Below are 12,992 nucleotides of genomic sequence, written 5' to 3'. Positions count from 1 at the left end.
AGGTTACCATAAATGTCACACAAACAGATACTAGTTGCCGCAAGTTTTTTCACTGGGTTGGCCTTTGCCGATGTGCAGGTGCAGGATAATTTGGTGTCCGCAAATTTTGAAAATATCACAGTAGAAGCCGCATTAATCGAAATTATCGAAGCAACCGGCGTACAAATAGAAACCACCGAATCATTAGAAGAAAAAATCCACATTGCCTACCCCGCCATGCCGCTAAAGACGCTATTAAACAAATTATTGCACAATTATAATGTAAGCTACCTAACTGACGGTAACACTGGCGACATTGCCAAAATTCGCATCTTCTCTCAGGGCCAAGCACCCGTAATTTCCTTTGCTTCGAATCCATCTACCGACCCGACGGCCACCACCCTAGAAAACGGCCTATCTAGCCCCGCAAATAACGCACTAGAACAAGACGCCAGTGGCGACTACTACCTCATTGCCATCATCAATGACACGGCATTACAATTACGCGCCGATAGCAATGCCAGCGGACTTTTACTCGCCAAAGACACGATAAAACAATTAGGGTTAATGGGGCTAAACCCCGATGAAGAAGAATCCATTCCTGACAATCAACGTTTTATCGGGCAAGTCATTTTAGACTCTATTGAAATCGCAGGAAAGCGCCTCGACGGCATCGCAGCAACCGTAGAAAACATCGATGAAACGGGGGTAATCGGCCCTGACATATTGGCTGCATTCGACATTCAACTAAGCGACAATGGTCAAATACAGTCTGCCGCGCAAACACCCCAAACCCAGGCGCCCCAAGCACAACCACCCAAAAGAAAAGGCAAACCCGCCAGTGATACATCGAAAACAGAGTAGGTGAACAAAACCCTAAAAGCCCTACCCACAATCGGCCCAATTCACATTAAAATATTGACAAACCGCTTTCAATGCGGTAGTCTCTCGTGTCATTTTGCTCTAATTAAAACAGGTATAATACAATGAAACAAAAGCGTACTTTTCAGCCCAGTAATATCAAGCGCAAGCGCTCTCATGGTTTTCGTGCACGCATGGCGACCGCTGGCGGCCGCGCAGTGATTAATGCCAGACGCGCCAAAGGCAGAAAGCGATTATCCGCGTAAAGGACACTTGGCTTTGGGGTGCTGTTTTCAAAAAGACAGCAGACTGCTTAAAACGACCGAATTTCAACAGGTTTTTCAACAAAATCAGTTGACAATAAAAAGTCGTTACTTCGTGGTTTTGGTCTTTTTTTATCACGAGCTAAAACAGCACCACAAAACAAACAAGCCCGTTCGATTAGGCGCCGTGGTCTCTAAAAAAGTATCCAAACGCGCCGTTGATCGAAATCGCATTAAGCGATTGATACGCGAGCAATTCAGACAGCGATTATCAACGCTGCAACAACAAGCTGATGCGTTCAATCATTACGTTGACATTGTTTTTATTGCAAGACCTGCAGCAAAACAAGCCGACAACCAACAGCTGCATCGTGACATCAATCATCTGTGGATAAACCGACTGAACCCGCTACAACAATGCGAAAAATACTCATCGCACTAATCAAAGGTTATCAATGGACGCTAAGCCCATTGATAGGTAACGCCTGTCGATTTTACCCAACCTGCTCAAACTATGCTATCGAAGCCATTACCGCGCATGGTTGTATCAAAGGCAGTTATTTAGCTGCAAACCGAATTTGCCGCTGCCAGCCACTGTGTAAAGGCGGGATTGACCCTGTACCAGAAGCAAACCCTACGCCGTTGTGCAAACAATCTAAAAAACAATGTCCAAGCAACAACTGCTTAACATCCAATGATTAAAGAGAGATTCTGCAAATGAATAATAACTTTAGAGCGTTTTTGTGGGCGATTTGTGCCGCCTCTTTTATGATTCTTTGGGTTCAGTGGCAAGGTGCTAACGCGCCAGCTGCACAAGAAACCCCACAAAATACGGCGCAAACTGCCGATGGTCAGTCAGCTGAAATCCCTAATGCGCCCACCACACCAGCTAGCGATATCAATACGCAAGCAACGGCATCGCAAGTGCCCGGGGAAACTATTCCACTCGCCCACTCAGGCGAGCTCATTCACGTGGAAACTGATGTCCTTTCAATACAGATTGACACCCGTGGTGGCACATTGGTCGAAAGTGATTTATTGCAATATCCTATCTCGGTCAATGATGACACCCCAATCAAGTTATTTCAGGCAACACCTGGACAAGTGTTTACTTTGGAGACTGGCTTAAATAGTAACTTTGAGAGCAATGCAACCCATCAAGCTATTTTCACCAGCCAAGCAACATCCTACCGTCTGACAGGCGACACATTAGCCGTACCTTTAGTCTGGGAAAAAGACGGTATTCGCGTCACCAAAACATACACGTTTACGCGTGGCGATTATCACTTTGATATCGAACAGCGCGTAGAAAACACCTCAGGTCAAACGTGGCAAGGCTTTCAATATGGGCAGCTAGCACGTAATGAAGTCGTTGTTAAGCGGGGCATTACCACGTTTAACACCTTTGCTGGGATGGCAACTTCGTCTCCTGAGCGTGCCTATAACAAAATCTCATTTGGCGAAGTCGCTGACGAACCATTAGAGATAAAAGACGTAACAGGCGGCTGGGCAGCGATGATTGAGCATTATTTTATGGGCGCTATCATCCCCAATCAAGACAGCGAGCATCAATTTTTTGCCAAACAATTTGCCAATAATCTCTACCGCATTGGCATGATAGGACAACCTACTGTCGTCGAAGACGGACAAAACCACGTCTTTACACAACAAGGCTTCGTCGGTCCAAAAATTAAAGATGACTTAAAAAGCATCGCGCCGCACTTAGACAAAGCCACCGACTATGGGCCGTTGTTTTTCTTATCCGAATGGTTATTTAATTTGCTCAACTGGGTTCATGCGGTTGTCGGCAATTGGGGCTGGGCGATTGTTATTGTAACGATTCTAATTAAATTGGTCTTATTCCCTCTGGCTGCAAAAAGTTTCAAATCAATGGCCAAAATGCGTAAATTCCAACCCCAACTAGAGCGGATACGCGACAATTACAAAGAAGACCGCCAGCGACTCGGACAAGAAATGATGAAGCTCTATAAAAAAGAGGGCATTAACCCTGCGTCTGGCTGCTTTCCTATCTTGATTCAAATCCCTATTTTCCTAGCGTTTTTCTACATGCTGATGGAATCGGTTGAATTACGCCAAGCACCGTGGATTTTCTGGATTGAGGATTTGTCCATCAAAGACCCTTGGTATGTCTTACCTGTCATTAATACGGTATTGATGTATCTGCAACAAAAACTAAACCCGCCACCTGCCGACCCCATGCAGCGCAAGATTATGAATATGCTACCTGTCTTGTTTGGTATCTTCTTTTTATTCTTCCCCTCTGGTTTGGTCTTATACTGGACGGTGAGCAACTTGTTCTCGATAGTCCAGCAATATGTCATCACAAAAAAATACGGTGCACTGACCTTAAAACATGCAGAATGAGACCATTGCGGCCATTGCGACGCCACCTGGCATGGGCGGCGTCGGCATTATTCGAATTAGTGGCGGCCAAGCATTAGCCATTGGGCAGCAAATGACGAATCAGACGCTGACACCGAGGCTAGCTCAATACAGCGTTTTTCGTAACGCACAACAAGACACACTAGACCGGGGCATCGCCCTCTATTTTGAAGCACCCAACTCCTACACAGGTGAAGCCGTTGTTGAGCTCCAAGGGCATGGCGGCATTCATGTCATGCAGCGGTTGTTACAAGCGGTTTTAGCTTTGGGCGCCCGCCAAGCACGGCCAGGTGAGTTTACTGAGCGTGCTTTTTTAAACGGCAAAATGGATTTGGTCCAAGCCGAGGCGGTTGCCGATCTCATTGCATCGCGCTCTCAGTCAGCTGCCGATGCCGCCATGCGTTCGCTAAATGGCGAATTCTCAACTGTCATTCACACCCTCGAACAAACCATCATTGGCTTGCGTGTCTATATTGAAGCCGCGCTGGATTTTTCTGATGAAGAAATTGATTTTTTGAGCGAAGGCAATATCGCATCACGGCTAGACGCGTTATTTGAGGAAGTTTGCCTCACACTGGATAAAGCCAATCAGGGCAAAGTGCTACAAGAAGGCGTACAAATTGTATTGGTCGGGCAACCCAACGTTGGCAAGTCATCGTTGATGAACCGCCTACTCGGTCAAGAGCGCGCCATTGTGACCGAACAAGCAGGAACAACCCGTGACACCATTGAAGAGTCGTTGATAATTCAAGGCATTCCTGTACGGATAACAGACACCGCAGGATTACGCGAAGCGGATGACTTGGTTGAAAAAGCAGGCATCGAGCGAACCAAACAGGCCGTACGCGCCGCGGCACTCGCCATTTGGCTACGAGACGCCAGTCATTTACAAGATAAAAAACCCGATGAACTCAGCCTAGATGGCGGTATTGACTTTATTGAAGTACATAACAAACAAGACCTTTGCCAACAAGACCTTTGCCAAGCACCGCCAATTGAGACTAACGGCGTACTAACTAACGACGTACTAAAAATTAGCGCCAAAACAGGGCAAGGTATCGATCAACTAATCACTGCCATCGCTAAACGCATTACCTATCAACACCACGAGGAAAGCATTTTCTCTGCACGAGAGCGCCATGTCCAAGCACTCAAGGTTGTCAAATTTCATATTCAGCAAGCCGTACAATGCATTCAGTCATTGGCCACCAGCGAACTAGTCGCGGAAGAATTACGCTTAGCGCAGAATAGTCTATGTGAAATCACGGGTGAGTTTACCAGCGACGATTTATTGGGCGAAATTTTTGGGCAGTTTTGTATTGGCAAATAAACGCGTGCTGATAAGTAAAACGCGTGTTAGTAAGTGTAAGTAAAATGCGTGCTGGAAAATAAAAACGCACCCACCGAAAGCCCTTATTTGAGTATAACTGCCTATTTGAGTATAACTGCTTATTTGTCGCAACTGAATTTATCGAAACCCTGCTTTTTACAACTTTTCATAGCAACACTTTTGGATTGCACTGCCCCCAAATCGTGTAAACATCGGCAAATAATGCCTGATTCATGGTTTCGATTTCTGCTTGAGTTATCTGCAAATCGCCTTGCTCACCAAAAACGACCACCTCATCCCCGATTTTCGCCTCGACAATATCAGTGACATCCAAGGTGGTCACGTTCATCGATACGCGCCCAATCACTGGTGCGAATTGTCCATTAATGAGCATCCGTCCTTGGTGACTAAACGCGCGGCGATAGCCATTGGCATAGCCCACTAGCACCGATGCAATACGGCTATCGCGTTTTAGTGTACACTCGCGCTCATAGCTAACCGTTTGTCCTGCGCGATAGTCATTAATGCTAACAATCCGTGTTTTAAAAACCATCACGGGACAAAATCCATGGGTGAATATTTCAGGCAACCCGTCGCCATAAAGCAAGCTCCCTGGGCGCACCATGTCTAAGTGCGTTTGTGGGTCAGTGAATAGCGCATAAGAATTCGCGGCGTGGATTAGTAAAGCACGTCTATCCAATCCTGCGGCATTCATAATCCAATCACAGTCACGCTGAAACTGCTGGAGCGATGCTTGCAAGTCCACAGGACACTCTTTGGGGAAATGCGTCATCAAACCGACGGGCTTTAGCCACGGCATTTTTAGTATGTCGATGGCGGCATTTTTACCCATCGGCGTGGATAGGTCAAGCCCATTGCGACCCATGCCAGCAGAATTAAGCTTCAAATGAAAGGGAATCACACGATTGGCGGCTTTACCGCAGGCATTCATCTGCTTGGCGTTATCCCAATGCCCGAGAATTTCCTCGATACCATACGGAATGGCCTCACGGATTTCCGCCTCACTGGCGTTACGAACTCGCATGATTTTCCCATGATACGTTGCGGTTTGATGATGCCGTATCGCGAAAAGCTCTTGGTTATCAGCGATGGCAACATAGGGAACTTGTTGTTCAATGATGGTCGGCAACAAATTGTCTATGCCAAGCCCATAGGCATCGGCTTTCATCACGGCACAAAGCTGGCTTGACCCAATCAAGGACTGAGTCAAGCGCACATTTTCGGCAAAATGTGTTCGATTAACTGTTAGCCACGCAGGATGAAGCATGTCAAATCACGCCAATTAAGGCGATAACGATAATATAGCCACATCGGCAGTAGCCTTTGCTGCACATTGACATTATTGTGCTGCTGCAGCGGGGTTTAGCGGACACCCTTGCGCCTGCTGAAAAAAGTCACGAATCTCATCAATCAACGCCTTTTGATACGACTGTAACGCCTGATACCCCACATCACGCCTCATCTCAAGGTTAGGGGACTGTGCGCCTGTTTTGTAACCGCACAACGTCTCTATCACTGCTAGCCCCAAAAATGGCGTAGTAAAGGGGTTGTAGCCCCCTTCATGCGTAAACACCAGACGCCCATTGCAGACTTTATCGGCAACTTGCATTAGCATGGCCGTCATTTCTCGGTAGCTATCTTCTGTCAGCATCATACGGCCCAGTGGATCTTCGATTGAGGCATCAAACCCACAAGGAACAAAAATCAAATCAGGTTGATACGCATCGAGCGCAGGAATGATAATCTGCTCAAAAGCATACAAGTAAGCGCCATGCCCGCAGCCAGGCATTAACGGGATATTCATATTTTTACCGACACCATCGCCAGTCCCGATATCATCGAAATGCCCTCGATTTCGCGGAAACCAATCCGCTTGGTGGATTGAAATCGTTAGTGCATTGGGGTTATCAATAAAGCAACTTTCTGTGCCATTCCCGTGATGCACATCCCAATCAATATAAGCGACCCGTTTAGCACCCAAATGCTCTAGGGCATACGCCCCTGCAATTGCGGCATTAGCAAAGACACAAAATCCCGTGGTGTTATCTGGCTCGGCATGATGCCCTGGCGGTCGCATAAGGGCATAAGCATTGTCAACTTCGCCCTGCATAACCGCTTTGGTTGCCGCAATGGCGCCGCCTACGGCCTTTTCGGCGATATCGACTGACGCAATACCCAGCGGGGTTTCTGGATCCGCGTAGCCACCAATACCGCGCATAGACTCAATGCGGTCTAAATACGCATTGGTATGAATGCGCGCTAAGTCATCTCGCGTCACAGGCATAGCCGTTAGCGGTGTTAATTGTTCTAATAAACCTGTGACTTCGAGCAAGTTACGGATACGACGCTTAGACTCAGGATTCTCGTAATGATAGGCGGGCTGGACTGTTGCACTGGGTTTTTCGCAACCACAGAATGTCCCTGTATCGTGCCACATATAAATTTCATGCCATAAAAAGCCTGTTTTATTGGCGGGTTGCATTGTCATGTTAATTCTCCTGGTTATTCGTTATCATTTGTTTTATTAGCACTTATTACCGCTTATTACCCACTTATCAACCGCTTATTACCGCTTGTTACCGCTTGTTACCGTTACACCAGCGAAATCATCGTAACATCATAGCGCTTTCATCGTAATGGCTCAACCCATCTATAAAAACGGTATAATCAAACGGCTCGCCATTGCTCATCAACTAGCAACCCAGGCTGCCAACCCACCCCAAAAGCGTGGATAGTTATCGCCGTTGATTTGGGATAAATCTGGTGGGTTGATAATGGCGCATTAACCGCATCAAACTGATCGTGAACCGTTTGCATTTCTTGTTCAAAACTCGAAGCAAGCGCTTGTATCTCTGTGTCAATTTGCTTGATGGTTTCTTCTAACGCTGGAATATCTTGGTCGTCGCCAAACGCCGTTGAGGCTTTTTTCAGGGCGCTGCCAAGCCGTCGCGCATTCGTCACAGACACTTTTTTGCGACTCATAAATGCCGAAAGTAACGCACTACCTGTACTAACAATGGCATCCATTGTTCGGTTGCTTGCACGTTGTTGTTCCTTGGCAATTCGCGCTTCAGCACGACTGCGCTTTGCCTCCAGTGCGGCTAATTTTTTGCCAATTTGCGTGCGTAGCTGTTCTAGTTGTTCGTCGCGTGCCTCACGCAAAGCAATAGCGATTCGCTGGCGGAATTGCGATTCGCTCTCGCCCGGCATCGCGTAATCGTTAAGCCCTTCGTGGTGGTAGAGTGTCAGGGCTTTATTTTGACGCACCCACAGCACGAACGCTTTTTCCCAATCTCTGTAATGTGCCTTTTGGGTGGCGCTAATCGGCGGTTGTAGCAACTTAGCATCGTTAGGTTTTTCATCGGTCACTTGAGCTATTAACTCATCTTGCGCCTCACCAAGGGCTTTATCCACAAAAGGTTCAATCGCATTGCGCCAGTCAATCGCGATAGGCCCATCAACAAATGGCGTTGTAAATAGCTGCGTAAGACTATGGCGAATGTCTGCACGCGTGTCTTCGTAATGAATATTAACAATCGCCATCAGTGTAGGCTGGTAATGTAGCGCCGATGTGTCGGTTATGACTTGTTTGGTCGGCAGGAAAAACTGGGCAATCTCTGGCGCAAGGTTGGCGTATTTCACCCAATCGGTTTGTGCCAATTCCTGTGCATTATCCTTGTTGCTCTCAGACGAATTGTCGTTGCTATTAGGACTTTTTTCGTTTGCCGATTGATTGGATGGCTGAGTCAGCAATTGGATTTGCTGACGACTCAAAGGCCCTGACAAATAGCTCATCGCCCAACGCGTTGTCATAATAATAGGAGCATCCTCGTGGATATTATGCATTAAAAATTTACGCTTCCCTAGCGAATCAAATGCCGCATTTAAGGCTTTTTTATCTAGCCCATCCTTGCTGGCAGATAGCAACCCATCCATTACGCGGTTGCGGTCTTGCTCCGTTTGCAGGCGACCAATAAACCAAGTCCCTGAATTCGACAGACCCTTATAATCCAAATCAACGGGGTTTTGTGTTGATAAAACGACCCCTAAACCATAGGCTCTGGCTTGTTTTAACAAGGTCAATAATAATGGTTTGGTCGCGGGGTTGCCTATCGGCGGCATATAACCAAATAGCTCATCAATGTAGAGAATTGCACGCAACGAACCCGTACCTGGCTGCGTCCGCATCCAAGCCAAAATATCGTTTAGTAACATCGTCACAAAAAAGATACGCTCGTTATCAGACAAGTGCGCAATATTCATCACAGACAGACGTGGCTTGCCGTGCTCACTAAATAACAATCGTTCTGCATCTAGCGCATCGCCTTGCGTCCATGCTTCAAAGCCTGGGCTAGCAAGCAAGTTATTCAATTGCATCGCCAGTTTAAGTCGGTCTTTGGCAGGGTAAATAGTCTCTACGTCCATCACACCAATGCGTTCGAATGGAGGATTCTGAATCGTCGCAATCAAATCCGCCAAGGCAATGGTTTTTCCTTGGTCCCAAAAATATTCGAGTAACTGACACACCAAAATTTGTTCGCGTGCAAGCGGGTCATTGTCGATTTTTAGTAATGAAAGAATCCCCGTCGTCGCAGCGCTAATGCGTTCTTGGTACAAGTCTTTGTCTTTTCGTAGCGCAGGCTTAGGTGGTGCTAGCGATTTAAGTAATGAAATAGGCCGCCCAAAAGTAGCGCCTGGGGTGTACAGCGTCTTTTCAACAGCAGCATTTAATGCCGCAAGACGTTCGGGCGTTTGATGGCTGTCTGCTAATCCTTGCTTCCATTGGTTCGCGCGTTTTTTAGCGACATCCGCAATTGATTCGTCGTTTTGCTCTGCTTCAACTGGATCGATCCAAGGCTCAAAATCCGTCGCTGCTAATTCAGGAAACGTGAGCAATAAATTCCCCATGTCACCTTTGGGATCCACTGCAATAACAGGAATACCATCGAGCAATGCCTCTTCCAGCAAGCAAACACCAAGCCCTGTCTTTCCAGAACCCGTCATGCCGATAATCACTGCGTGAGTGGTGAGGTCTTTGGCATCATAACGAATAAGCTCAGGATTTTTTTCGTCTATCGTTTTACCTAGATAAAAACTGCCAATTTGTTCGATTAGCTTCATACATCCCCCGTTGATTTTATGCTATTATAGCGGAAAATCAAACAGAGTGAAAAACCACCACAAAAACCCCTTTTAACTTAGGTAAATCAATTGGATAAAAACACGCCCTCGCCTATGCCACACGCCGCTGAGACGCAGACTGAGCCGCATTGCGAACCGCTTTGTGATGGACAAGCCACGCCTTTTGCCGATGAAACGATAACCGAAATCGTTGATGCCCGAGGACTGATTTGCCCACTGCCCGTCTTAAAAACGCGGCTGGCACTCTCTACAATGCAATCTGGACAGTGCGTGCAAGTCATGGCAACCGACGCAACTTCTCAAGACGATATGCCCGTTTTTGCTGAGCTTACAGGTCATACGCTCCGCAAAAAAACGACCCTACATGAAAATGGACAAGCGGTCTTTGTCTATTTATTTGAGGCAAAATAAGCCTACCTGCCCCCTCATTTTTTCACATCCCACTTTGTCACATCCCACTTTGTCACATCCCACTTTGCCACATCCCACTTTGCCACATTTTACCTTGCCAGATTTCAGTTTACTAGGAGATAAATTCAATCAATGAACACCTCGACACGAACCAACAACACGACATTGGCTGACAGTCAAAAACCCATCCAACTCTTTGGTTTTGGCCCGATGTTTGGCCTAAGCGATGGCAGCCCCTTTGTCCTCAAGGTTGAAACCTATCTACAGCTAGCTAAAATTCCCTACTGCTTTCAGCCTGGGATAAGCAACCTTAAAAAAGCCCCCAAAGGCAAATTACCTTATATCATCGATGGCGACAAAACGGTTGCGGATTCCAGCGTAATCCTTGATTATCTCGCCACAAACTACAGGGATTTAGATGCCGATTTAAGCGCCAAAGAACGCGCGCTGTCGCATCTCATCATGAAATTCATGGACGAACATATTTATTGGTGTGGCGCCTATGCACGCTTTGCAACTGATAAAGGCTGGGCAATTGCCTGCCCCGTCCTTTTTGGCGATTTACCTAAACCACTACAGCTTATTGTCCCAAGCATCATACGCCGAAAAATAAAGAAAAAAATCCTCGCCCAAGGGCTCGGGCTACACGACGAAACCACCGTCACCAAAATCGTGGATGATGGATTTAGCGCGTTATCCGAGTTATTAGGTGATAACACCTTTTTCTTAGGCAAGCCGCAGCCCACCACCATCGATGCGGTCGTGTATGGGTTCTTGCTGGCTTTTTCTACCCCTGATATGCAAGCCAGCTACGACGCCATCTGGCGACGTTATGCGAATTTACCGCGCTATATCAAATCCATTGAAGCGCAAGTATCAGCCAATCACGCATCCTGTTAGCTTAATTTATATCATATATGTTATAATCTTAGTACGTTGACAGTCAGCTGACAATCGGCGTTGATAACCACCATACCATTCATACTTAATAAAAACCTCAGAGGAACGACACATGCAACAACTCATAGAAATGCTTTTAGGCCAACAAAACCAAAGCAACGTAACCGACATCATGCAGCAGTTTGGATTAGACGAACAGCAAGCGCAAAAAGCCATCGGTTCATTACTACCTGCAATTAGCCAAGGCATCGGGCAACAAGCACAAAATCAAAATACCGATATCATTGCACAAATTGCCCAAGCAAAACAACAACAGTATCTAGATGATGACAACGCACGCCTATACGACGAGCCGGCCGTCCAAGAGGGCAACGCCATCTTAGCGCAGATTTTAGGCAGCAAAGACAACAGTCGTGCATTGGCTAGTGATGCAGCACAGCAAACTGGCCTAGACAGCCAAGTGCTTAAAAAAATACTCCCGATGGTTGCATCAATGGCGATGGGCGCGCTAGGCAAACAAGCTGGGCAGCAAGGAATGCAACAAAACTTGCAACAAAACCCAAACAGCGTAATGGATTTAGTCGGCTCGTTACTCGGCGGCACTCAGCAACAACAAGGCAACCAAGGCGCTAACAACAATGGTTTTGGTTTAGACGATGTCATGAACCTTGCTAGCAAATTTTTGCGTAAGTAATCGCCTTATCACAATTACACTATATGGATAACACCATATAAAATGATGCCATATCAGTGACGGGTAAGCCGCGTTAAATGAGCCTTCGTTATGTATTTAGTTATGCATTTATCACGTATCGACTGCACATAACGTTCGCTTACCCGCGCCTTGGTTAACTGTTAAATTATTTTAAATCAGTAAATTAGCATTATTTTTTCGACAGCGCCGCGACTAAATAACAAAAAAACTGGTAAAGTTAGCGCAAAGCGTTATAATACGCAACGAACACACATACCCCCTAATGCGAGAGTGGCGGAATTGGTAGACGCGCTGGATTTAGGTTCCAGTGCCGCAAGGCGTGAGAGTTCGAGTCTCTCCTTTCGCACCATCTATAAATTGACAAATACGTCGATTTCTCTAAAATGCTAAGTGACAAACCTTAAAAAGCACATTAAAAACGACTGGTTATTTTCAATCCAGTTATTTTCAATCCATTGTCGTTGAGGGTTGCTGATGATGAATATCACGATACGAAAGGCCAATGAAGCCGATTTCGAGCCTATCTTTGCTTTGATCTACGAACTAGCAACATTTGAAAAAGCAGCAGGAAAAGTACGCAACAGTGTCGAGCGGATGCGCGAGGAACAGGATTTCTTTGAATGCTTTGTCGCACAAAAAGATGACGGCGAAATTGTCGGTATGGCGTTGTATTACTTTGCTTATTATACCTGGGTTGGCAAGTCACTTTATCTGGACGATTTATATGTTAAAGCCACTTGCCGAGGACAAAAAATCGGTACGCAATTATTAAATGAAATTTTTGCAGTCGCCAAAAAAACGCATTGTAAACGCGTGCGCTGGCAGGTATTACACTGGAATCAGCCAGCCATTGACCTGTATAAAAAATGCGGCGCTGATATTGATGAAGCATGGCACAATTGCGATTTTGACGAAAACGGCATTGTGCAATTTTTCGTGTAACCCTCATGCAAAACGAAATTAATTA

13 protein-coding genes and 1 tRNA gene are annotated in these 12,992 nt (G+C 46.3%); 11 read left to right on the top strand and 3 right to left on the bottom strand.

What is annotated here, in order from left to right; genetic code table 11:
- Nucleotides 1–12 precede the first annotated feature (12 nt).
- The 6 genes from GCU85_RS07835 (at nucleotide 13) to mnmE (ending at nucleotide 4,836) form a co-directional block, all read left to right on the top strand.
- Nucleotides 13–843, top strand: a complete 831-nt coding sequence (locus GCU85_RS07835; RefSeq protein ID WP_152810626.1) for a hypothetical protein — start codon at nucleotides 13–15, stop codon at nucleotides 841–843.
- Between the two features lie 122 nt (nucleotides 844–965).
- On the top strand, nucleotides 966–1,106 hold the full coding sequence (rpmH, locus tag GCU85_RS07830) for a 50S ribosomal protein L34 (RefSeq protein ID WP_152810625.1): 141 nt from the start codon (nucleotides 966–968) through the stop codon (nucleotides 1,104–1,106).
- Entirely contained in the window at nucleotides 1,066–1,545 is a 480-nt protein-coding gene (gene rnpA / locus GCU85_RS07825; RefSeq protein WP_152810624.1) for a ribonuclease P protein component, read from the top strand. The genes rpmH and rnpA overlap by 41 nt, the downstream gene beginning before the upstream one ends.
- The gene (gene yidD / locus GCU85_RS07820; protein WP_152810623.1) at nucleotides 1,521–1,805 is read left to right on the top strand and encodes a membrane protein insertion efficiency factor YidD; all 285 of its coding nucleotides are present in this window, start codon (nucleotides 1,521–1,523) and stop codon (nucleotides 1,803–1,805) included. Before rnpA ends, yidD begins: the two co-directional genes overlap by 25 nt.
- A 15-nt stretch (nucleotides 1,806–1,820) precedes the next feature.
- A complete protein-coding gene (gene yidC, locus GCU85_RS07815) occupies nucleotides 1,821–3,488 on the top strand; it encodes a membrane protein insertase YidC (RefSeq protein ID WP_152810622.1) in 1,668 nt (555 codons plus the stop codon).
- A complete protein-coding gene (gene mnmE / locus GCU85_RS07810) occupies nucleotides 3,478–4,836 on the top strand; it encodes a tRNA uridine-5-carboxymethylaminomethyl(34) synthesis GTPase MnmE (RefSeq protein WP_152810621.1) in 1,359 nt (452 codons plus the stop codon). Before yidC ends, mnmE begins: the two co-directional genes overlap by 11 nt.
- A 166-nt stretch (nucleotides 4,837–5,002) precedes the next feature.
- Here mnmE and alr read toward each other — a convergent pair whose 3' ends face one another.
- The 3 genes from alr to GCU85_RS07795 form a co-directional block, all read right to left on the bottom strand.
- On the bottom strand, nucleotides 5,003–6,124 hold the full coding sequence (gene alr / locus GCU85_RS07805; RefSeq protein WP_152810620.1) for an alanine racemase: 1,122 nt from the start codon (nucleotides 6,122–6,124) through the stop codon (nucleotides 5,003–5,005).
- Between the two features lie 72 nt (nucleotides 6,125–6,196).
- Nucleotides 6,197–7,345, bottom strand: coding sequence for a class II histone deacetylase (locus GCU85_RS07800; protein ID WP_218110616.1), 1,149 nt, complete (start codon nucleotides 7,343–7,345; stop codon nucleotides 6,197–6,199).
- Nucleotides 7,346–7,524: 179 nt separating this feature from the next.
- A complete protein-coding gene (locus tag GCU85_RS07795) occupies nucleotides 7,525–9,978 on the bottom strand; it encodes an ATP-binding protein (protein ID WP_152810619.1) in 2,454 nt (817 codons plus the stop codon).
- 90 nt (nucleotides 9,979–10,068) lie between these two features.
- Here GCU85_RS07795 and GCU85_RS07790 point away from each other — a divergent pair, with 90 nt between their 5' ends.
- The 5 genes from GCU85_RS07790 (at nucleotide 10,069) to GCU85_RS07770 (ending at nucleotide 12,967) form a co-directional block, all read left to right on the top strand.
- Entirely contained in the window at nucleotides 10,069–10,410 is a 342-nt protein-coding gene (locus GCU85_RS07790) for a sulfurtransferase TusA family protein (protein ID WP_218110615.1), read from the top strand.
- Nucleotides 10,411–10,542: 132 nt separating this feature from the next.
- Nucleotides 10,543–11,310, top strand: a complete 768-nt coding sequence (locus GCU85_RS07785; protein WP_152810618.1) for a glutathione S-transferase family protein — start codon at nucleotides 10,543–10,545, stop codon at nucleotides 11,308–11,310.
- Between the two features lie 112 nt (nucleotides 11,311–11,422).
- Nucleotides 11,423–12,004: a DUF937 domain-containing protein gene (locus GCU85_RS07780; protein WP_152810617.1), complete on the top strand. Its 582-nt coding sequence runs from the start codon at nucleotides 11,423–11,425 to the stop codon at nucleotides 12,002–12,004.
- Between the two features lie 285 nt (nucleotides 12,005–12,289).
- Nucleotides 12,290–12,374, top strand: a tRNA-Leu gene (locus GCU85_RS07775).
- A gap of 125 nt (nucleotides 12,375–12,499) precedes the next feature.
- On the top strand, nucleotides 12,500–12,967 hold the full coding sequence (locus tag GCU85_RS07770) for a GNAT family N-acetyltransferase (protein ID WP_218110614.1): 468 nt from the start codon (nucleotides 12,500–12,502) through the stop codon (nucleotides 12,965–12,967).
- The last annotated feature ends 25 nt before the right edge of the window (nucleotides 12,968–12,992 follow it).

Origin of the sequence: Ostreibacterium oceani, from assembly GCF_009362845.1 — a bacterium.
In the GTDB taxonomy this organism is placed as follows: Bacteria; Pseudomonadota; Gammaproteobacteria; order Cardiobacteriales; family Ostreibacteriaceae; genus Ostreibacterium; species Ostreibacterium oceani.
Note: the sequence above shows the minus strand (reverse complement) of the source record. Positions and strands in the feature narration are given on the sequence as shown.